This window comes from Sinomonas sp. R1AF57 (assembly GCF_002224485.1).
Taxonomy (GTDB): domain Bacteria; phylum Actinomycetota; class Actinomycetes; order Actinomycetales; family Micrococcaceae; genus Sinomonas; species Sinomonas flava.
The window spans coordinates 3890496-3908798 of the sequence record NZ_CP022463.1 but is presented as its reverse complement, the minus strand read 5'-3'; the positions used below and the strand labels follow the sequence as shown (position 1 = coordinate 3908798).

Below are 18303 nucleotides of genomic sequence, written 5' to 3'. Positions count from 1 at the left end.
GAGGCGCTACCCGATGCAGGAGACGTTGTAGTCCAGGCCGCCTGAGACGAACTGCGCGAGCGAGACCCGGCCGCCCGGCGCGAGCGTGGCCTCGGCGCAGGCCCGCTCGGCGCCTCGCTGGGTCCTCGCCCCCGGATGCCATTCGTCGCGCCCGGCGAGGTTGCTGCCTGCCGGCACCGTGCCGGCGATCTGGCCCCACTGGTACGGGGTCGCGTACAGGCCGACGGCGCCGCCGCGGGAGACGAAATGCGCGGTCATGCCCTCCAGGACGGCACGGTTGCTTGCCCTGTCGGCGTCGGTGCCGCCCGTCTTCCACGTGTTGTCCAGCTCGACGTCGAGCCACCAGACGTAGTCCGCGGGGTTGGCGGAGACCTTGGCCGTCTGGGCCGCGGGCGCGAAGCGCTGGTCGACGTCCTCCTGGGCGCGGTTCCAGCCGTACTGCCAGGCGCACGCGAGGCTGTCGCTGCCGTCGCACGTCCCGTACGGGTTCCCGGCGGTCGAGGACGTGGGCCACGACGCCGTTCCGAGGCCGCCCGGGTTGGCCGTGTTGACGTAGAGCTGGACCTTGGCCTGCTTCGTGGCACCGGTCGACTTCGCGGCCCAGCCGAGCTGGTCGGCGAGGCAGGGATTCGTCGTCGTGGCGAGGCCCCCGGTGACTCCCACGATGCCGAAGGCCTGGCCGCTCGGCAGCGTGGTGCCGCACTGCGGCCATGACACATCGATGCCCAGGGTCGAGGGCGCGGTGCCCTTGCCGCCCGGCGGCGCGGCGAATGCAGGCTGGGCAGCGGTGGCCAGGGCAAGGGTCAGGGCGGCGGCAGCGGTCATCACGGCGCGTCTCATGGGGACAGTATTCCGCACGGTGCGACGCGGCGGCCGCAGGCCAGCGGTCAGTCCTGGTGGAGCTGGATCAGGTTGCCGTGCTGGTCGTCGAAGACGGCCGAGACCCCGTACGGATCCTCGGTGGGCTCGCCGCGGAACGCCACGCCGGCCGCCGTCAGCCGCTCGTAGTCCGCACGCACGTCCGGCGAGCCGAGCACGATGGCGGGCATGCCGGCGTCGTACACGCTCGTGCGGTAGGTCTCGCCGATCGGGTTGTCGCTGGGCTCGAGCAGGAGGCCCACCCCGCCCGAGTCCGGCGAGGTGACGATGAAGAGGTTGCCCTCCGGCATCGCCATGAGGGTGTCGAAGCCGAGCGTCTCCGTGTAGAAGGCGTGGGCCGAGGCCGGGTCGGTCACGTGGATGGAGCACATCTTGATCCGCATGCGCCCAGCCTACGCAGAGGCTCCGACATCCGTCAGGGCGAGCGCACGACGCCGGGTTCCCACCCGCCGTCGTGCGCTCGCCTGGTGCGTCGGTGCAGCCTGCCCCCTACGGCGCGAGCTCCTCGAGGACCCGCCCCTTGGTCTCGATCGCGAAGAAGATCGTGACGAGGCCGCCGAGCAGGGCGATCCCCGCGAAGGCGATGAACACCCACCCGATCCCGAAGCCGTCCATGATCCACGCGACCAGGAGCGGCCCGGCGCTCGAGCCGGCGCGCAGCCACGCGCTCCCGAAGCCGGTCCCGATGGCGCGCAGGCGCGTCGGGTAGAGCTCGGCCGAGTAGAGGTAGAGGGAGAAGGAGATGGTCTGGAGGATCGCGTAGGCGATGCTCGCGAAGAGGACCACCTGCACCGCGGAGACCGCGCCGAGGGCCCCGAGGACCACGAGCGGGACCGTCGCGGCGACGAACGCGACCGAGTACCAGCGCTTGCGTCCCACGCGGTCGATGAGCAGCGCGCAGAGCACCGACGCCACGACGCCGACCCCGGAGGTCACCCAGCCGTACGCGAGGCTGGTCTGCAGCGGGATGTGGAAGACCTCCTTGTAGAGGGTCGGCAGCCAGGTGATGAGTCCGTTGTTGACCACGTAGACGCTGACCCACAGGCCCCAGATCATGAGGGTGCGCCGGCGGTAGATGCCGCGGAACAGGTCGCGCCAGTCGGACTTGGCCTCGACCGCGGGCAGGGGGCGCGCGACGGGCTCCGCGAGGGTGTGGCCGGCCTTGACGGCCTCGCGCTCGAGCATCGACACGACGGCGTCCGCCTTCTCCCCGCGGCCCACCGAGGCGAGCCAGCGCGGCGATTCGGGCATGATCCACCGCAGCGGGATGGTGAGGATCGCGGGGACGAGCCCGACGATGAACATCGCCTTCCAGCCGAAGGCGGGGACGAGGAAGAACCCGGCGATGCCGGCGAACATGAGGCCCACGGGGAAGATGACCTCGTAGAGCAGGAAGAAGCGGCCGCGGCGCCGCGCGCCGACGAACTCGTTGATGTACGCGCTCGCCACGGGCACTTCGCCGCCCGTGCCGATGCCCTGGAGGAAGCGGAACGCGATCATGGACCAGGCGCCCCACGAGAACAGGCAGGCGAGGTCCATGCTCACGAACAGGACGATCGTGATGAACAGGGTGGGCATGCGGCCGATCTTCTCGGCGAGGCTGCCGAAGAAGACGGAGCCGAAGAGCTGCCCGAGGTAGCCGGACGAGAGGATCAGGCCGACCTCCCCGGGCGTGAGGTGCCACTCGGAGACGAGCTGGGGCATCGCGAAGGCGATCGCGAGGACGGTGTAGGCGTCGAAGAAGGTGGCGGAGCCGATCACGACGCGGATCATGGTGAGACGCCGGGTGATCGGCAGCCTCTCGAGGCGCGCGACGATGTCGGTCTGCGTCGCGGAGGTCTGTCCGCTGGCCATAGCAGTCATTGTGGTGGGGTTCCTCCCCTCCGCGCACGGGCGCGGAGTTGTCGGGACGTCGTTGTCGCCGAACCGCCCCGGGCGTGGGCGCCGGCAGCGGACGGGAAGGTGCCCGGGCAGGGCCGGGCGGGGGCGGCGCACGACGGCGGGCGGGCACCCGCCGTCGTGCGCGCTGTGGCGCTGGGGTCAGGCGCGGGCCGGGACCGTGGCCCGGCCGAGGTTCGCCGAGGCGAGGGCCAGGGCGATCTCCTCGTGGGCGCCGGGGGCGAGCGGCAGGAGCGGCGGCCGGACGGTGGCGTGCTCGAGGATGCCGCGGGCCACGAGGCCCTCCTTGAGCGCGACCGTGCCCTCCATGTGCGAGCCGCGGTGGTAGACGTTCTTGGTCACGGGCAGGAGGCGGTCGTGGATCTCGCGGGCCTTGGCGTAGTCCTTGGCCTTGCCGGCGGCGATGAGCTCCACGAGCGGCTCCGGGGCGAGGCCGCCGTAGCCGACGAGGGCGCCGTCGACGTCGAACATGGTGTGCAGCAGGTACTCGTCGTGGCAGGTGAGGACCTGCAGCTCGGAGAACGCCGCACGCAGCACGGGGATCTCGGTGTCCCAGCGGCGCATGTTGCGCACGCCGTTCTTGGTCGCGAACACGCCCTCCTGGGCGGCGATCTCGAGCTGGGTGTCGAGGTTGTAGGTGGCCTTGGTGGCGTCCGGGTACTGGAACAGGATCAGCGGCAGGCCGCTCGTCTCGTAGATCTCGCGGTAGCGCGTCTGCGGCGCGCCCTCCTGGTAGCCGAACCGGAGCCAGCCGTGGGAGGGGTAGACGAGGCCGGCGGAAGCACCGGCGTCGACCGCGCGCTGCGCCTCCTCGGCGGCGACCTTGTTGCCCTCGCCGGTGATGCCGGCGATGATCGGCAGCCGGCCGTCCACGGCGTCGCGGAAGGCGGAGATGACGAGCGCCTGCTCGGCCTGGGTCAGGAAGGTGCCCTCGCCGGCGTGGCCGAGGACCACGAGGCCCTTGACACCCTCGACGCTGCCGAGCCACCCGCCGAGGCGGTGGATCGCGGCGACGTCCACGTCGCCGTCGCGGGTGAACGGGGTGACCGGGGCGGGGACGAGGCCGCGGAGGTCGATGCTGCTCATGGTTGCTCCTCTTCGAGTGGGGACTTTTCGAGTAAGGGAATCGATTCCGTTATCGATTGCTTCAACGGTAAGCTGGGTCACGTCAGCACGTCAAGGGTTCCGTTCCGAGGAGGAAGACGATGGAGGGCAGGGAGGCCAGGGCGGGGTCGCGGCCCACCATCGCCGACGTTGCGGCGGCGGCGGGAGTGGCGCGCTCGACCGTGTCCCGGGCGATGAACCGCGAGCACACGTTCTACCGGAGCGAGTCCGCCGCCCGCATCCGCGCGGTGGCCGAGTCGCTGGGCTACGAGCCCAACCCTTCCGCGGCGAACCTGCGGCGCCGGCAGACCAACACGATCGGCGTCCTGGTCTCGCGGCTCACGGACACGGTGATGGCCACCCTCTACGAGGAGATCGCCTCCGCCTGCGCCGCGCGCGGCTACCACGCGCTCGTCGCGACAACCTACGGCGACCCCGGCCTCGAGCGCGACAACGGCCACACGATGCTCGCCTCGCGCGTGGACGGGCTGATCCTGACCACGGCCACCACGGAAGGCGGCCTGTGCACCGAGCTCCTCGAGCGGGGCGTGCCGCATGTGCTCGCCCTGCGCGCCTACGGGTCCAGCCCGAGCGTGACCGGCGACGACGCCCTGGGCGGATACCTCGCCACCCGCCACCTCGTGGACCTCGGCCACCGCGAGATCGGCATCCTGACCGGCCCCGACGAGGCGCCGACCGCTCTGGCCAGGCGCGAGGGATACCGGCGCGCCCTCGCCGAGGCCGGGATTCCGGAGATGCCCGAGTTCGTCTACTCCTCGACGTTCTCCATGGAGAGCGGCGAGGCGGCAGCCGAGGCCTTCCTGGGCGCCGCCCGCAGGCCCACTGCCGTCTTCGCGGTGAACGACAACACCGCGATCGGCTTCACCTCCATGGTCCAGCGGGCCGGCCTGCGGATCCCCACGGACCTCTCTGTGGTGGGCTACAACGACATCCCGCTCGTGGGCCGGCTCGCCGTGCCGCTCACGAGCGTGCGCGTGCCGTTCCGCGAGATCGCCGCCGCCGCGGTGGACTCCCTCCTCGACCAGGTCGCCGGACGCACGGGGACCGGGTCGGGGGCGGCCCGCGTCGTGGCGCCGACGCTCATCCCGCGCGCGTCCACGGCGCGGCCGCCCGTCCGCGAGCCGGCTGCGGTCTCGGAGGGATAGGGCCGCGAGGCGCACGACGGCGGGTGGGCACCCGGGCAGGGCCGGCGACCGAGGCCCCCCATCGCCGCCTCGCCTAAGCTGGGGCGACCACCCCGACCCGGCAAGGAGAGCGCAGAGCATGACCACGGTCCCGCACGACATCGACACCCCCCAGATCATGGTCGACAGGGATGTCCTGCAGCGGAACATCTCCCGGATGGCGGAGGCGGTTGCCGCGAAGGGCCTGGCGCTGCGCCCGCACGCGAAGACCCACAAGATCCCCGAGATCGCGGCGCTCCAGCTCGCGGCCGGCGCCGTCGGGCTGACCGTCGCGACGATCGGGGAGGCAGAGGTCTTCGTGGAGCACGGCGTCGAGGACCTGTTCATCGCGTACCCGCTGTGGGTGGGCCCGCGGCAGGCCGAGCGGCTGCGGCGCCTCGCCGAGCGGGCCAGGATCGCCGTCGGCACGGACTCCGCCGAGGCCGCCCGGGCCATGGGCGCGGCGCTCGGGGACGCGGCAGGGACGCTTGACGTGCTCGTCGAGGTGGACAGCGGCCACCACCGCAGCGGCGTCGCCCCGGTGCAGGCCGTCGCGGTGGCCCGGGCCGCGGCGGACGCGGGGCTGCGTGTCGCCGGCGTCTTCACGTTCCCCGGCCACTCCTACGCCCCCGGCATGCCGACGGCGGCGGCGCACCAGGAGCGGCAGGCGCTCGCCGAGGCCGCCGCGCTGCTCGCGGACGCCGGGTTCGAGGCCACGCGGGTGAGCGGCGGTTCGACGCCGAGCGCGCTGCTCACCGAGCCCGGAGCCACCACCGAGGTCCGCCCCGGCGTGTACGTGTTCGGCGACGCCCAGCAGCTCGAGCTCGGCCGCTGCGGTCCCGAAGACATCGCGCTCACGATCGCCGCCACCGTCACGAGCCGGCACGAGGGCGACGGCGCCATCCCGCGCCGCATCGTCCTGGACGCCGGGACCAAGGTGGTCGGGGGCGACCGGCCCGCGTGGTCCACCGGCTTCGGGCGGCTCATGGACTTCCCCGACGCCCGCATCACGGCCCTGTCGGAGCACCACGCGACGGTGGTGTTCCCCGATGGCGCAGACCTCCCGGCCCTCGGCGAGCGCGTCCGAGTCATCCCCAACCACGTGTGCGTCGCCGTGAACCTCGTCGACGAGGTGGCCGTGGTCAGCCGAGGCGAGGTCGTGGACCGGTGGCGCGTCGCGGCGCGCGGACGCAACAGCTGAAGCTGGACGGCCCGCGGACGACGGCGGGTGCGCGCCCGCCGTCGTGCGCCCGGCAGCGCGCTCAGCGCTCGGAGGACGGAGCGGCGCGCTGCTCGCTGGCGTGCCGGGGGCTCTCCGGGTTGAGGAGCGAGTGCCGCCGCGAGTAGCCGAAGTAGATGGCCAGTCCGACCACGAGCCAGACGGCGAAGCGGACCCATGTCTCCCAGGGCAGGGAGATGATGAGCCAGAGGGAGAACAGGACCCCGACCGCGGGGACCACGGGCATCAAGGGGGTCTTGAACGAGCGCGGGATCTCGGGGCTGCGGTAGCGCAGCACGATGACCGCCAGGCACACCACCACGAACGCGGAGAGGATGCCGATGTTGGTCAGCTCCGCCACGGTGGTGATCGGCAGGACACCGGCGAGGAGTGCGGAGCCGACGCCCACGATCCACGTGACGCGGGTCGGGACGTGGCGCTTGGGGTCGGTCTTGGCGAACCACTTGGGCAGCAGCCCGTCGCGGCTCATGGAGAACCACACCCGGGTCACCCCGAGCATGAAGGTGATCATGACGGTCAGGATGGAGATGATCGCCCCGATCGCGATCACGTCGGCTACGCCCGCGAGGCCCACCGACTCGAACGCCGTGGCGAAGCCGGACTTGGGGTCGATGTCCTTGTAGTTCTGCATCCCGGTGAGCACGAGGGTCGCCAGCACGTAGAGGACCATCGCGATCACGAGGGAGTAGATGATCGCCTTGGGCATGTGCCTCCTGGCGTCCTTCGACTCCTCCGCGGCGGTGCTCATGGCGTCGTAGCCGAAGACGGCGAAGAACACAGTGGCCGCGCCGGTCATCACCCCGCCGAAGCCGAACGGGAAGTAGGGCTGGTAGTTGGCCGTGTTGATGTGGAGGACCCCGAGCACCACGATCACAACGACGAGCAGCACCTTGAGCCCGACGATCACCAGCTCGAAGCGGCCGGTGCTCTGGATGCCCCGCGTGAGGATCCACGCCGTGAGCAGGCACAGCACAATCGCGAAGACGTCGACCACGTGCCCCGGCCCCGTCCCCGGCGCGCCGAGCATCCACGCGGGCAGGTCGACGCCGAACTGCCCCACGAGGAAGCCGAAGTACCCCGAGATGCCGATCGCGACCACCGCCACGATCGCGGTGTACTCGAGCAGCAGGTCCCAGCCGATGAACCATCCCACGACTTCGCCCAGCGACGCGTACCCGTAGGTGTAGGCCGAGCCGGCCTTGGGGATCATGCCCGCGAACTCCGCGTAAGACAGGGCTGCCGCCGCGCTTGCGACCCCGGCGATGAGGAACGAGATCAGCACGGCGGGTCCGGCGGTCTTGTTGGCCACGGCGCCGGCGAGCGAGAAGATTCCGGCGCCGATGATTCCGCCCACGCCGATCGCCGTCAGCTGCCAGAGGCCGAGGGTCCGTGACAGGTGCCCGATCCCCGGCTCCTCCTCGATCTCCCCGATGGGCTTGCGGCGCAGGATTGACTGGTTCGGCCGAGACATGACACCCCTTGCTCGAGTAGGTCGCCTCCGGAAGTCCTGCCAGTATGCGCGCGGGCCGGGGATACGCCTAGGCGTCCGCGGCGCATCCCGGGGCAGATGCGCGCACGACGGCGGGGTGCGCACCCCGCCGTCGTGCACTCACCGCACGCCGCGGACCTCGGCCGCGCCTACATTTCCCGTTCGGCGAACGCGTGGAGCGCGTCGCGGACGAACTCCGCGCCCTCGGCGCCGCCGTAGTTCCTGGCGAACCGCGGGTCGGCGACGTACATGTCGGCGAGGCCGAGCACGTACTCCTTCGCCGGGCCGTGGGGGTAGCCCGGCGTGCCGGGGATGCCGCCGAGCCACTGCACATGGCGGGCGGCGAGCGCCTGGGCGGCCTCGCCGTCGGGGGCCTCGCCGCTCCGGGCGGCGGCGAGCCAGTCCTCCCCGAGCCGGCGCGAGCGCTCCTTCCATTCGGCCTGCCCCTCGGGGCCGAGGCCGCGCCACCACGCGTCGGAGTCGGCGTACGCCGCCGCACCCCAGCGCTGCTCGACCTCGTCCTTGTACTGAGTGTGGTCGAATCCGTCGAACATGTCCTTGGCCATGACCGGCCCTCCTGTCTCCAATGCCTCGATGGTCTGCTCCACCGCGCGCGCCTGCCGGGCGAGCCTCTCCTGCTCGGCGCCCAGCCACGCGAGGTGGCGGCGCAGGGCGCGGGCCGGGTCGCCGTCGTGCGCGAGCGCCGACGCGATGTCGTCCAGCCCGAGGCCGAGCTGGCGCAGGAGGAGGATGCGCTGGAGGCGCACGAGCGCGTCCCGGTCGTAGTAGCGGTAGCCGTTGGCGCCGGTGCGGGTCGGCTCGAGCAGGCCGATGCTGCCGTAGTGGCGCAGGGTCCGGCTCGTGGTCCCGGCGAGGCGGGCGACCTCCTGGATGCTCCAGTCCATGCGTTCCTCCTTCCGTTCTCCCACGGTAGGAGTTGACGCTGCGTCAAGGTCAAGGGGGATCAGGGACAGGAAGAGGCCGACGGCGGCGGGTTCGCACCCGCCGTCGTCGGCCTCCTGGTTGTCCTGGCCGCCCGGAGGGGGCTACTCGTCGCCGGTGGTGGCCTCCGGGTCCTCCTCCGGCTCGAAGGTCGTGGCCTCCTCGCCGGCGCCCAGACCCACCCCTTCATCGCTGTCGGGGATGCTCTCGCCCGTCGGCTCCTCCGGGATCGGCTCGCGCTCGTCGGGATTCGTGCCCATGGTCTGCCCCTCTCATCCGAGTTCAGCCTGCACGACCCAATATGGCCGAAAGCGGGCGGGGAGAACAGGGGAACCGCCGGTCAGGACTTCTTCGGGATGAGCGCCACCGCGACGGCGGCGAGGAGCCCGATGCCGGCGAAGATGACGAAGTTCCACTGGAACGGGAGCTGGACGGCGGCGATGACGCCCCCGATCATCGGGCCCGCGATGGCCCCGATGCGGGCGAAGGAGAGCGCCCAGCCGGTGGCGGTCCCGCGGGCGTGCGCGGGGTAGTAGTCGGCAACCCACCCGGTCAGGACGAGCGAGGTCGAGATCGACCCGACGCCGGCCACCGCGACGAACACGTAGTTCACGAACTGGCTGCCCGGGAACATGAGCGCCAGGATGCCCGCCGAGCCGAGGGCGTAGAAGACCACGAGGATGAGCTTCTTGCCGTACTTGTCCGCGACCCCGCCGATGAGGACTCCGCCGATCGCCGAGGCGAGCGAGAAGACGAGCAGGAACGTCAGCGACGAGCCGAGGTCGTAGCCGGCCTTCTTCATGATGGCCGGGAGCCACGTGTTGAGCCCGTACACGAGGAGGAGGCCGCAGAAGAGCGAGATCCAGAAGCAGACGGTCGCCACGCCGTAGCGGCGGGAGAACATCGTGCCCAGGACGCTCTTCCACGAGGCGCCGGCCTCCTTGCCCGGATCGGCCCGGGGCGTCCAGTCCTCGGCGACGAACGGGGAGATGCCGAGCTTCCGGGCGAGCGTCTCGGCTCGGTCGCGGCGGCCCTTGGCCATGAGGAACTCGAGCGATTCGGGCACGAAGGCGAGGATGAGCGGCAGGATCACGAGCGGTGCGGCGCCGAGTCCGATCACCCACCGCCAGCCGAGGGTGGGCAGGAACGCGAGCGCGCAGAGCGCCGAGACGACGATGCCGAGCGAGTAGCCCGAGTACATGAGCCCGTAGTTGTAGGAGCGCTTGGTGGGCGCCGAGTACTCGATGGTGAGGGCCGCGGCGACCGGGATGATGCCGCCCATGCCGAGGCCGCCCAGGAGGCGGAACAGGCCGAACAGCTCGGGCGTCGGCGCGAAGGCTGCGCCGAGCTGGGTCGTGGTGAAGATGAGCATGGAGACCGCGAGCATCCGGCGGCGCCCGAACAGGTCCGAGAGGGTGCCGATGAACATCGCCCCGATCAGCATGCCCACGAGGGCGTACGAGCCGAGGCCGCCGAGCGCCAGCGGGCTCAGGTTCCACGGCTTGTAGTCGGCCAGGGCCGGCAGGACCGCGCCGAGGACGCCGACGTCGTAGCCTTCGGCGAGGATCGCGAGCCAGCAGCAGAAGAGGACTTTCGAGGTGGTGCTCTTCGGCACCGGCCAGGCTCCAGCCCGGCTTCCGGTGACGGTGGACGACGGCGCAGCGGCCATGGGCGGACTCCTCGTTGAGTTGCGCGGTTGTGACGTGCGTCACCGGACGACCATAAGACGTGCGGATGACGACCGTCAAGGAAGGGCGATAATCAGCCGCCTGCGGGACTGGTCTCCGCAGCGTAGCCGACGGCGGCCCGGATTCTGGGAGACTCTAGGCAGCCCTCGGAACGCGATGTACCGTAGCGGACTATGGACTTTTCGTGACGGAAGTCACGGAATCAGGTTATGCACCACTTGTGTGCGCCCGGACGAAGGAGTCCCCATGCCCCTGCCCACCCTCATCGAGTCCCTCGCCGCCGGCACCACGCGCGTCGTCGACCTCACGAACCGGCTCTCCTCCCAGACGCCGACGCTGCGGCTCCCCGAGCCGTTCGCGAACCTCGTGGACTTCAGCCTCGAGGAGGTCTCGGCCTACAACGAGCCGGGACCGTTCTGGAAGCACCACAACATCTCCACCGGCGAGCACATCGGCACCCACCTCGACGCCCCCGTCCACTGGGCCACGGGCAGGGACGGCAAGGACGTCGCCTCGATCGAGCCCGGCCGCCTCGTCGGGCCGGCTTGCGTCCTGGACGTGACCGCGCAGGTGGCCGAGGACCCCGACTTCCTCGTCGACATCGAGCACATCGAGGCCTGGCAGGACGAGCACGGGCCGCTGCCCGAGAACGCGTGGCTCCTGGTCCGCACCGGCTGGGAGGCGTACGCGCAGGACCGCGAGCGCTTCCTCAACGCGGACGAGAACGGGCCGCACTCCCCCGGCTTCACCGCGCGCTGCGCGCAGTGGCTCGCCGAGTCGACCCCCCTCTCGGGCGTGGGCGTGGAGACCGTGGGGATCGACGCCGGCTCGGCCGGGGGGATGGAGCCGCCGTTCCCGATGCACCACTTCCTCCTCGGGCACGACAAGTACGGCATCACCTCTCTGCAGAACCTGGGCCAGCTGCCCATCACGGGCGCGCTCCTGATCGTGGCGCCGCTGCCGATCGTGGGCGGGACCGGCTCCCCGGCCCGTGTCCTCGCGTTCGTGCAGGAGGATGCCGCGTGAGCGCCGCTTCGGCCCCGGCGGGGGCCGAGACTGTCGCCGGCGTCGTCGCCCGGACGCTCGCCGAGCTCGGGGCGGGGCACTGCTTCGGGGTGGTCGGCTCGGGGAACTTCGCGGTGACGAACGCGCTCGTCGCGAACGGCGTGCCGTTCACAGCCGCCCGGCACGAAGGGGGCGCAGCGACCATGGCCGACGCCTACGCCCGCATGTCCGGCAAGGTCGGCCTCGTCTCCGTCCACCAGGGCTGTGGGCTGACGAATGCGACGACCGGCATCGGCGAGGCCGCCAAGTCCCGCACCCCGCTCATCGTCCTCGCCGCGGAGACGGCAGGCGCCGCCGTGCACTCCAACTTCGCGATGGACCAGGCGGCGCTCGCCCGGTCGGTGGGGGCGGTGGCCGAGCGCGTCCACTCGGCCGCGTCCGCCGTCGCCGACACCGTGCGCGCCTTCCGGACCGCGCTCGAGGGCCGGCGCACGGTCGTGCTGAACCTGCCCCTGGACGTACAAGTGCAGGAACTGCAGAGCACCGCGCACGACGCCGGCCACGCGCCGTCGTCCGTCGCCTCGCCGCTGCGGGTCGCGCCCCCCGCGCCGGTGCGCCCCGCCGAGGAATCGGTCCGCGCGATCGCCGAACTGCTTGCAACGGCCGAGCGGCCGGTGTTCGTCGCCGGGCGCGGGGGCCGCGGGGCCCGCAAGGAGATCCTGGCACTTGCCGAGCACGCGGGCGCCCTCGTGGCCACCTCCGCGGTGGCGAAGGGCCTCTTCGCCGGCGAGCCGTTCAGCCTCGGCATCTCAGGCGGTTTCTCCTCCCCCACGACGGCGGAGCTCATCTCAGGCGCGGACGTGATCGTCGCGTTCGGGTGCGCCCTGAACATGTGGACCATGCGGCACGGGAACCTCATCGGGGCGGACACCGCCGTCGTGCAGGTGGACCTGGACCACGCGGCGCTGGGCGCGCACCGCCCCGTGACGCTCCGGGTGGTCGGAGACTCGGGGGCCACCGCGGCCGCCGTGCTCGAGGCGCTCTCCGGCGCCGCGCCGCGGACGGCGTACCGCACCGAGGAGGTGCGCGAGCGCATCGCGGCCGGTTCCCGCTGGCAGGACGTGGTGACGGAGGACCTCTCGGGGCCCGGCGCGGACGGGCTGGAGCGGATCGACCCGCGCGAGGTCACCCGCCGCCTCGACGCGCTCCTGCCCGCGGAGCGGATCGTCGCCGTCGACTCGGGAAACTTCATGGGCTACCCGAGCCAGTACCTCGACGTCCCCGACGAGTTCGGCTTCTGCTTCACCCAGGCCTTCCAGTCGATCGGGCTGGGGCTCGCGACGGCCATCGGCGCCGCGCTCGCCCAGCCTGGCCGCCTGCCGGTGCTCGGCTCGGGCGACGGCGGCTTCCTCATGGGCCTGTCCGAGCTCGAGACCGCGGTGCGGCTCAAGCTGCCGCTCGTGTGCGTCGTCTACAACGACGCCGCGTACGGGGCCGAGGTCCATCACTTCGCCGCCGACGACGCCGACGTCGACGTCTCCACGGTGACCTTCCCCGAGACCGACATCGCCGCCATCGCCCGCGGGATCGGCTGCGAGGCCGCGACGGTCCGGACGCTGGACGACCTCGACGCCGTCGGGCGCTGGCTGGCCTCCGGGCCGAACGGGCTACCAGTCCGGCCGCTGGTGCTCGACGCGAAGGTCGCCTCCGACGGGGGCGCCTGGTGGCTGCAGGAGGCGTTCAAGGGGCACTGAGCGGGGACAAGGCCTCTGTCCCCGCGGCGGGGACGGGGGCGGCGAGCCTCCCGTCGCGCATGGTCGCGACCGCGTTCGTCAACGGAACGAATTCGGTGTCGTGCGTGACCATGACGGTGGCGACCCTGAACTCGTCGGTGACGCGGCGCAGGAGCCGGACAATGGACTCGCTGCGTTCGTGGTCCAGGGCCGCGGTGGGCTCGTCCACGAGCAGGACCTTGGGTTCGCCCATGAGCGCTCGGGCGATGTTGACCCGCTGACGTTGGCCGCCGGAGAGCTGGTGCGGGCGCTTGTCGGCGCTCGGGGCGAGCCCCACGACGTCGAGCATTTCTGCGGCCTTCGCCCACGCGGCCTTGGCGGACCGCCCGCGCAGATGGTCGCCGATCACGAGCTGTTCGGCCGCGGACAGCGACGCGAGCAGGTTCGGCTGCTGGAAGATGAGGCCGACCTTTTCGCGGCGTAGCACCGCGAGGTCCTTGTCCCCGAGGCCTGTCGCATCGGTGCCGTCGATGAGCACCAGGCCGTGGGTGGGGCGGACGAGGGTGGCTGCGACGGCGAGCAGGCTGGACTTGCCGGAACCTGACGGGCCCACGAGGGAGACCAGCTGGCCGCCGCGGACGCTGAGATCGACGGCGTCGAGGGCTCTGACGGTTCCGTCGCCGTCCGGGTACTCGAGGGTGACGTTGACGAGGGCCAGGGGAGCGGGAGTGGAGGACATGACGATGCTTCCTTGAGGTTCAGGGCCGGACTGCGGCGTGGGTCAGTTGCCGCCGAGCGCGATGAGGGGGTCGACCTTGGTGACGCGGCGGACGGCAAGGGCCGCGCCGGCCAGGCCGAGGGCGATGATCCCGACGACGGGCAGCAGTGTCGTGGCCGGGGTGATGAGGAAGGGTGCGGCTGTCGCTGCCACCAGGCCGCCGAGGACGCCCACCACGCCCCCGAGTCCAGCCCCGGCGAGCAGGACGATGGCTGCTTGGGCGAGGGCATCGCGGAGGAGGTAGCCTGCCGAGGCCCCCATCGCCTTGAGCACGGCGATGTCACGCGTGCGCTGGACAGTCCAGACTGTCAGGAAGGCCACGATGACCAGCGCAGAGATGCCGTAGAGGAAGCCCTGCATCAGGATCAGGGAGCCGTTCTCGCTCTTGTAGGAGCCCAACGCCTGGAAGGAACCCGTGCGGGAGGCGCTGACTGTGTGCGCGGCGGCGTTGGCGGCGGCCTCGTCAACGGCGGCACCGTTCTGGTAGGTGACCGCGGCAACCGTGGCGAGCTGTCCAGGGCTGCTGACATGGGCGAGCCTGGACCAGGTCGGGAGGGCAGTCCAGGCGACGCTGGTGTGGGAGTACCACTGGTCGTCGACGACGGCGCTGACGGTCAGGTCGATGCCGCCGACCCTGGCGGTGTCGCCGACTCCCAGGGACAGGGCGGTGGCGACGGCCCTGCCGATGACGACCGTGTCGGCACCGACGTCGGACGGGGCGAGCCCCCCGCCGGATGCGACGCCGAAGACGGCGACGTTGGCGGTGCCGGCGCCGCTGCCCCCGGTGACGGCCTGGAGGCGGCTCTGGCTGATGCCGAGGGGCTCCGCGGCCTGCACGCCCGGGGCGTTCTTCCAGGTCTCGACCTGGTCGGCGCTGATCTCGCTCTCCGTGAACGAGGCCTTGGGCTCGCTCGTGCCCGGGGCTCCGAAGACGATGGTGTCAACGGCCATCGGCGGGACCCCCGCGGGGCTGACGGCGCCGAGTCTGGCGATGGCTGAGGTCGACTGGTCCCCCAGGCCGGCCGTGAGCCCGGAGAGCATGACGAGGAGCAGGGTGATCGGGGCGACGACTCCGCCCATCAGGGCGAATCGGCCCTTGGCATAGCGAATGTCGCGGACAGCGAGGAACACGTTCAGTCTTCTTTCAGTGGGGTGTCTGGCAGCCGAAAGGCTCCTTGATCCACTCTCCCGCGGGCCGGGGGCGCACATCATCGTGCAGGCGATTGACCCCGCAGGAGGAACGGCTGATCTCCGGGTCAACCATTCGGTTGACCCCACCTGATCGGGACCCGCATACGCTGGTACAGTGCCTGCCGCAGACCCGCCCCCCGCACCGGACAGCGCTCGTCCTCCAGGGCTGGACGGAGACTCTCCCGGCGATCCCGGCACGGCCCCGACTGTGGTGATCCTGCGCGTCCTGAGGGTCACGCTGCACGTCGGCTTCGCCGCCCTGCTGAGCGTGGCGGTCGTGAGGCTGCTGAGCATGGGGCAGGCCGGCGTGCTGGGCTACGTCTGGACCGCGGCCGCGTGTGTCCTGGCCGGCGTCTACCTCACCGGCACGCTGCAGGAGAAGCGCTTTGCCGCGGCCGGAACCGGCATGGACCCTCGCCGCTACGGCGTCCTCTGGCTGGGGATCGTCACCGCGCTCTGGCTCGTCCTGCTGTCGGCGAGCGCCGAGTTCTCCTGGCTCGCGTTCCCCCTCTTCTTCCTCCACCTGCACGTGCTGCCGCGGCGGGTGGCGCTGCTGACCATCGCGCTGATGACCGCCGCAGTCATCGCCGCACAGTGGGCCTCCAGCGGGCTGGCCGCCCCCCAGCCGGCGATGGTCATCGGCCCGCTCTTCGGTGCAGGGTTCTCCATCGTGACGGGGCTCGCCTACCGGGCGCTCTACCGGGAAGCGGAGCGCCAGCGCCGGGCAGTCGATGAACTGAGACGGACCCGCACAGAGCTGGCCGCATCGCAGCACGACGCCGGGGTCCTCGCCGAGCGCGAGCGGCTGGCCCGGGAAATCCACGACACGCTCGCCCAAGGCCTCTCGAGCATCGTCCTGATGGCCCGCGCGGCGGAGAAGTCGCTCGCCGACGGCGACGCTGCCACCGCCGCCGCGCGCCTCGCCCTCGTGCGGCAGACCGCGTCGGAGAACCTCTCGGAAGCCCGCAGCTTCGTCCGCGGGCTCTCCTCCCCGCAGCTGCAGGGGGCTTCCCTCCTGGAGAGCCTGCACCGGCTGTGCGAGCGCACCGAGACCACTGCCGCTGCTCGCGGCGTGCGGCTGCGGTGCAGGGTCGAACTCGACGGGGAACCCGTGGACCTGCCCCAGCCCTATCGGGTGACACTCCTCCGGGCCGCCGAAGCAAGCCTCGCAAACGTCGCGGACCACGCCGGCGCCAGCAACGCCGTCGTGACCCTCGCCTTCCTGGGCAGCGACGTCGCCTTGGACATCTACGATGACGGCGTCGGCTTCGACCCCGGCACCCTGGCGGCGCAGACCGCTGCGCGGACCGACGGGACCGGCTACGGGATCCGGTCGCTGCAGCAGCGGGTGCAGGAGCTGGACGGTTCCCTCGACCTGGAGTCGGCTCCCGGGGAGGGGACGGTGGTCGCGGTGCGCCTGCCCTTGCGAGAGGCCGCCGGGAGGACGGGACGATGAAGGAGATCCGCGTTCTGCTGGTCGATGACCACCCGGTGGTCCGGGCCGGGCTGAGGGCGATGCTCACGGCGTTCGAGGGGATCTCCGTCGCGGCGGAGGCGGCCGACGGCGACGCGGCACTGAAAGAGCTGGAACGGCTGAGGATTCTGGGGGACAGGGTCGACGTGGTGCTCATGGACCTGCAGATGGGTGCCGGAATGGACGGCGTCACGGCCACTTCCCGGATCAGGCAGCTGGAGGGTCCCCCGCCCGTCCTGATCCTGACCACGTATGACACGGACGCCGACATCCTGGCGGCAGTGGAGGCAGGCGCGAGCGGCTACATGCTCAAGGACGCCCCTCCCGAGCAGATCCACCAGGCCGTGCTGGCCGCCGCCGCCGGCCAGACGGCGCTGGCGCCGCGGGTCGCGGCCCTGCTGATGGACAGGATCAGCAATCCCGCCCCGTCGCTCACCCCGCGGGAGATCCAGCTGCTCGAGCTGCTCGCCACCGGCCTGTCCAACCGGGCCATCGCCAAGCGGGTCTTCATCTCCGAGGCGACCGTCAAGACCCACCTCGTGCACATCTACGGCAAACTCGGGGTGGACAACCGCACGGCAGCCATTGCCGCCGCCACCCAGCGCCGCATCATCCGGGGCCCCGGCACCCAGGGCTGAGCATGCCTGGTCCTACCAGCGCGGGTGGACCGCCTCGCGGAAGTACGCGTCGTAGATCCGCTGCACCCCGGCATCGAGCTCCGTCCCCAGGCGGCCTGCGGCGTCGGCCGCCGCGGCGTTAGCCCTCGCCTGGGCGGCGTTCCTCGCCCCGGGGATCGCGGTGGTGACCCCCGGCTGGGAGACGATCCACGCCAGGGCGGCCTGCGCCGTCGTCAGGCCCTCCGGGAGGAGCTTCTGGAACTCGGCCACGGCGTCGAGGCCCTGTTCGAAGTCAACGCCGGAGAACGTCTCCCCCACGTCGAAGGCCGAGCCGTCCCGGTTGTAGCTGCGGTGGTCGCGCTCGTCGAACCGGGTGCTGCGGCTGTACTTCCCGCTGAGCAGGCCTGAGGCCAGCGGCACCCGCACGATGATCCCGACGCCTGCCTCCCGGGCCGCCGGGAAGACCTCCTCCTGGGGCTTGAGCCGGAACGGGTTGAAGATGATCTGCACCGTGGCGACACCGGGCCGGGCGATCGCGGTGAGGGCTTCCTCGGTCCTCTCCACGCTGACGCCGTAGCTGCGCATCACGCCTTCCTCAACGAGCTGGTCGAGGGCGTCGAAGACCCGGTCGTCCGAGTAGACCGGGGTGGGCGGGCAGTGCAGCTGGACCAGGTCGAGGGTGTCCTGGCCGAGGTTGCGGCGGGAACGGTCGAGCCACTGGCGGAAGTTCTCGAGGGTGTAGTTCTCGGGGACCTGGGGCACGCGCCGGCCCATCTTGGTCGCCACCGTGATGCCTGCGTCGGGATGGGCTGCGAGCCAGGCGCCGATGGTCTGCTCGCTGCGGCCATCGCCGTAGACATCGGCCGTGTCGAAGAACCTCACGCCGGATTCGGCCGCCGCGTCGAGCACCTGGGCGGCGTCCGCTGCGCCGACCTCGCCCCAGTCGGACCCCAACTGCCACGTTCCGAGGCCGATCGGCGAAACGATCCGGCCAGTCCGTCCCAGCACACGCTCTTCCATGGTGTCCGACTATAGTGCGCTGGCTCACGCAGGGCGGTGGACGCACAGGCAGGGGCCACG

The 18303-nt window shown here is 71.6% G+C and carries 17 protein-coding genes; 6 read left to right on the top strand and 11 right to left on the bottom strand.

What is annotated here, in order from left to right; translation table 11 throughout:
* Nucleotides 1-6: 6 nt before the first annotated feature.
* The 4 genes from CGQ25_RS18080 to CGQ25_RS18065 all read right to left on the bottom strand — a co-directional run bounded on the left by CGQ25_RS18080 (nucleotide 7) and on the right by CGQ25_RS18065 (nucleotide 3864).
* On the bottom strand, nucleotides 7-840 hold the full coding sequence (locus CGQ25_RS18080) for a hypothetical protein (protein ID WP_208711171.1): 834 nt from the start codon (nucleotides 838-840) through the stop codon (nucleotides 7-9).
* Between the two features lie 47 nt (nucleotides 841-887).
* Complete coding sequence (locus CGQ25_RS18075; RefSeq protein WP_208711170.1) at nucleotides 888-1262, bottom strand: VOC family protein; 375 nt, start codon at nucleotides 1260-1262, stop codon at nucleotides 888-890.
* A gap of 106 nt (nucleotides 1263-1368) precedes the next feature.
* Entirely contained in the window at nucleotides 1369-2733 is a 1365-nt protein-coding gene (locus CGQ25_RS18070; protein WP_255405447.1) for an MFS transporter, read from the bottom strand.
* Between the two features lie 186 nt (nucleotides 2734-2919).
* A complete protein-coding gene (locus tag CGQ25_RS18065; protein WP_208711168.1) occupies nucleotides 2920-3864 on the bottom strand; it encodes a dihydrodipicolinate synthase family protein in 945 nt (314 codons plus the stop codon).
* Nucleotides 3865-3983: 119 nt separating this feature from the next.
* Between CGQ25_RS18065 and CGQ25_RS18060 the strand changes: the two genes are divergently transcribed.
* Both CGQ25_RS18060 and CGQ25_RS18055 read left to right on the top strand, forming a co-directional pair.
* Nucleotides 3984-5048, top strand: a complete 1065-nt coding sequence (locus CGQ25_RS18060; protein WP_208711167.1) for a LacI family DNA-binding transcriptional regulator — start codon at nucleotides 3984-3986, stop codon at nucleotides 5046-5048.
* Nucleotides 5049-5166: 118 nt separating this feature from the next.
* Nucleotides 5167-6267 (top strand): alanine racemase, encoded by a 1101-nt coding sequence (locus CGQ25_RS18055; RefSeq protein WP_208711166.1) that lies wholly within the window; start codon nucleotides 5167-5169, stop codon nucleotides 6265-6267.
* A gap of 61 nt (nucleotides 6268-6328) precedes the next feature.
* On the opposite strand, the gene CGQ25_RS18050 is transcribed toward CGQ25_RS18055, so the two are convergent.
* From CGQ25_RS18050 to CGQ25_RS18035, 4 genes are all read right to left on the bottom strand, one after another.
* Nucleotides 6329-7777: an amino acid permease gene (locus CGQ25_RS18050; RefSeq protein ID WP_208711165.1), complete on the bottom strand. Its 1449-nt coding sequence runs from the start codon at nucleotides 7775-7777 to the stop codon at nucleotides 6329-6331.
* Nucleotides 7778-7944: 167 nt separating this feature from the next.
* Nucleotides 7945-8700: a MerR family transcriptional regulator gene (locus tag CGQ25_RS18045; RefSeq protein ID WP_208711164.1), complete on the bottom strand. Its 756-nt coding sequence runs from the start codon at nucleotides 8698-8700 to the stop codon at nucleotides 7945-7947.
* A gap of 141 nt (nucleotides 8701-8841) precedes the next feature.
* The gene (locus tag CGQ25_RS18040) at nucleotides 8842-8997 is read right to left on the bottom strand and encodes a hypothetical protein (protein WP_208711163.1); all 156 of its coding nucleotides are present in this window, start codon (nucleotides 8995-8997) and stop codon (nucleotides 8842-8844) included.
* An 80-nt stretch (nucleotides 8998-9077) separates the two neighbouring features.
* Nucleotides 9078-10406, bottom strand: a complete 1329-nt coding sequence (locus CGQ25_RS18035; protein ID WP_208711162.1) for an MFS transporter — start codon at nucleotides 10404-10406, stop codon at nucleotides 9078-9080.
* Between the two features lie 265 nt (nucleotides 10407-10671).
* Here CGQ25_RS18035 and CGQ25_RS18030 point away from each other — a divergent pair, with 265 nt between their 5' ends.
* Nucleotides 10672-11451 (top strand): cyclase family protein, encoded by a 780-nt coding sequence (locus CGQ25_RS18030; protein WP_208711161.1) that lies wholly within the window; start codon nucleotides 10672-10674, stop codon nucleotides 11449-11451.
* Nucleotides 11448-13184 carry a thiamine pyrophosphate-binding protein gene (locus tag CGQ25_RS18025; RefSeq protein ID WP_208711160.1) on the top strand — a complete coding sequence of 579 codons (1737 nt, stop codon included), beginning with the start codon at nucleotides 11448-11450 and terminating at the stop codon, nucleotides 13182-13184. Before CGQ25_RS18030 ends, CGQ25_RS18025 begins: the two co-directional genes overlap by 4 nt.
* On the opposite strand, the gene CGQ25_RS18020 is transcribed toward CGQ25_RS18025, so the two are convergent.
* Nucleotides 13171-13902: an ABC transporter ATP-binding protein gene (locus CGQ25_RS18020; RefSeq protein WP_208711159.1), complete on the bottom strand. Its 732-nt coding sequence runs from the start codon at nucleotides 13900-13902 to the stop codon at nucleotides 13171-13173. The genes CGQ25_RS18025 and CGQ25_RS18020 overlap by 14 nt on opposite strands.
* A 42-nt stretch (nucleotides 13903-13944) precedes the next feature.
* Entirely contained in the window at nucleotides 13945-15072 is a 1128-nt protein-coding gene (locus CGQ25_RS18015) for an ABC transporter permease (RefSeq protein WP_208711158.1), read from the bottom strand.
* Between the two features lie 268 nt (nucleotides 15073-15340).
* Between CGQ25_RS18015 and CGQ25_RS18010 the strand changes: the two genes are divergently transcribed.
* A complete protein-coding gene (locus CGQ25_RS18010) occupies nucleotides 15341-16588 on the top strand; it encodes a sensor histidine kinase (protein ID WP_369802258.1) in 1248 nt (415 codons plus the stop codon).
* Entirely contained in the window at nucleotides 16585-17244 is a 660-nt protein-coding gene (locus CGQ25_RS18005) for a response regulator transcription factor (RefSeq protein WP_208711157.1), read from the top strand. The genes CGQ25_RS18010 and CGQ25_RS18005 overlap by 4 nt, the downstream gene beginning before the upstream one ends.
* Before the next feature lie 12 nt (nucleotides 17245-17256).
* Here CGQ25_RS18005 and CGQ25_RS18000 read toward each other — a convergent pair whose 3' ends face one another.
* Nucleotides 17257-18243: an aldo/keto reductase gene (locus tag CGQ25_RS18000; protein WP_208711156.1), complete on the bottom strand. Its 987-nt coding sequence runs from the start codon at nucleotides 18241-18243 to the stop codon at nucleotides 17257-17259.
* Nucleotides 18244-18303: the final 60 nt, after the last annotated feature.

Excerpts from the sequence above, each read along its gene's own strand:
- CGQ25_RS18000 (WP_208711156.1), bottom strand. The coding sequence starts at position 18,243 with ATGGAAGAGCGTGTGCTGGGACGGACTGGCCGGATCGTTTCGCCGATC.
- CGQ25_RS18020 (WP_208711159.1), bottom strand. The coding sequence starts at position 13,902 with ATGTCCTCCACTCCCGCTCCCCTGGCCCTCGTCAACGTCACCCTCGAG.
- CGQ25_RS18080 (WP_208711171.1), bottom strand. The coding sequence starts at position 840 with ATGAGACGCGCCGTGATGACCGCTGCCGCCGCCCTGACCCTTGCCCTG.
- CGQ25_RS18070 (WP_255405447.1), bottom strand. The coding sequence starts at position 2,733 with ATGGCCAGCGGACAGACCTCCGCGACGCAGACCGACATCGTCGCGCGC.
- CGQ25_RS18075 (WP_208711170.1), bottom strand. The coding sequence starts at position 1,262 with ATGCGGATCAAGATGTGCTCCATCCACGTGACCGACCCGGCCTCGGCC.
- CGQ25_RS18055 (WP_208711166.1), top strand. The coding sequence starts at position 5,167 with ATGACCACGGTCCCGCACGACATCGACACCCCCCAGATCATGGTCGAC.
- CGQ25_RS18050 (WP_208711165.1), bottom strand. The coding sequence starts at position 7,777 with ATGTCTCGGCCGAACCAGTCAATCCTGCGCCGCAAGCCCATCGGGGAG.
- CGQ25_RS18030 (WP_208711161.1), top strand. The coding sequence starts at position 10,672 with ATGCCCCTGCCCACCCTCATCGAGTCCCTCGCCGCCGGCACCACGCGC.
- CGQ25_RS18040 (WP_208711163.1), bottom strand. The coding sequence starts at position 8,997 with ATGGGCACGAATCCCGACGAGCGCGAGCCGATCCCGGAGGAGCCGACG.
- CGQ25_RS18065 (WP_208711168.1), bottom strand. The coding sequence starts at position 3,864 with ATGAGCAGCATCGACCTCCGCGGCCTCGTCCCCGCCCCGGTCACCCCG.
- CGQ25_RS18005 (WP_208711157.1), top strand. The coding sequence starts at position 16,585 with ATGAAGGAGATCCGCGTTCTGCTGGTCGATGACCACCCGGTGGTCCGG.
- CGQ25_RS18035 (WP_208711162.1), bottom strand. The coding sequence starts at position 10,406 with ATGGCCGCTGCGCCGTCGTCCACCGTCACCGGAAGCCGGGCTGGAGCC.
- CGQ25_RS18045 (WP_208711164.1), bottom strand. The coding sequence starts at position 8,700 with ATGGACTGGAGCATCCAGGAGGTCGCCCGCCTCGCCGGGACCACGAGC.
- CGQ25_RS18060 (WP_208711167.1), top strand. The coding sequence starts at position 3,984 with ATGGAGGGCAGGGAGGCCAGGGCGGGGTCGCGGCCCACCATCGCCGAC.